This window comes from Alkalitalea saponilacus (genome assembly GCF_900168165.1).
GTDB lineage: Bacteria > Bacteroidota > Bacteroidia > Bacteroidales > Marinilabiliaceae > Natronoflexus > Natronoflexus saponilacus.
The window spans coordinates 1-1,233 of sequence record NZ_FUYV01000089.1 but is presented as its reverse complement, the minus strand read 5'-3'; the positions used below and the strand labels follow the sequence as shown (position 1 = coordinate 1,233).

The 1,233-nt window shown below is 41.4% G+C and carries 1 protein-coding gene; it reads left to right on the top strand.

Annotated features, from left to right (window positions below):
* Positions 1–1,233 (top strand): IS21 family transposase (gene istA / locus B5X70_RS17760; RefSeq protein WP_200812625.1); only part of this gene is annotated, 1,233 nt, incomplete at both ends.

The following is a 1,233-nucleotide window of genomic DNA, read 5'->3' as shown; positions in this document are numbered from 1 at the left end:
ACACTACATTTGGATGGATTAAGCAATCGCAAGATTGGTAGTATGCTTAGTATCCATCGTAACACGATAAATGGTTATGTGCATCTTTTCAATGCCAGTAAGCACAGTAAAGAAGAGCTTCTTGATCTGGAGAACTCAGAGCTGCTCAAACTTTTTCCATCGCACACAACCATTAAAAACCCGCGTTATAATGAACTGATGCTCTACTTTGAAGATATGAACCAGCAGCGTGATTATCCTGGATTTACATTTCTGTTTCATTACAAAGAGTATCAACAGCAATCAAAAGAGCCTTACAGTTACACCCAGTTCATGGAACACTACCACCGGAAGTTCCCTAAGGAGAAAGGTTCCATGAAACTTGATCATGAACCGGGTCATGAAGTTTATATTGATTTTGCAGGCAAGAAGCTTCAAATTACCAATCGGGAAACTGGCGAAATCACTCCTGTTGAGGTTTTTGTTACCATTTTGCCCAAAAGTCAATATACCTATGTAGAAGCTTGCCTGAGTCAAAAACGTGAAGATTTAATACATTGCATGGCAAACGCATTGTCTTACTATGGGGGCGTGCCCAAGGGCATCGTGTCTGACAATCTAAAATCGGCAGTTACCAGAGCCAGCAAATACGAGCCAGAGATAAATCGCTCATTCAAAGACTTTGCATGCCATTACAACTGTGCAATTAACCCAACCCGTGGTTACTCTCCACAAGACAAGGCGTTGGTTGAGAATGCTGTTAATCTTGTTTATCAGCGTATATATTACCCTTTGCGCCATATGACATTCTTCTCTCTGGAAGACCTTAATAGAGAAATAAGAAAGCTTTTGGTATCCTATAACGATCTTTTGCTCCAACATCGGCAAGCCAGCCGACGTGAGTTGTTCCAATCCACAGATAGGGAATGTCTTAAGCCGCTTCCGGAAACTTCTTATGAGTTAAAAGATTACCGCAGGGCTAAGGTGCAAAAGATTGGCTATGTCTTTTTTTCACCAGACAAGAACTACTACAGTGTTCCTTATCGCTACATCGGTAGGCAGACTCAAATACAATACACCAAATCAACTGTAGAGGTTTTCTATAATCATGAACGTATTGCCAGCCATAAACGTAATCCTGCTCCGGGATCCTACACCACTAATGAAGACCATCTGAGCAGTACTCATAAGGCTTATAGCCAATGGAATCCTGATTATTTTAAAGAGAAGGCATCCAAGCATGGGGAGCATGTA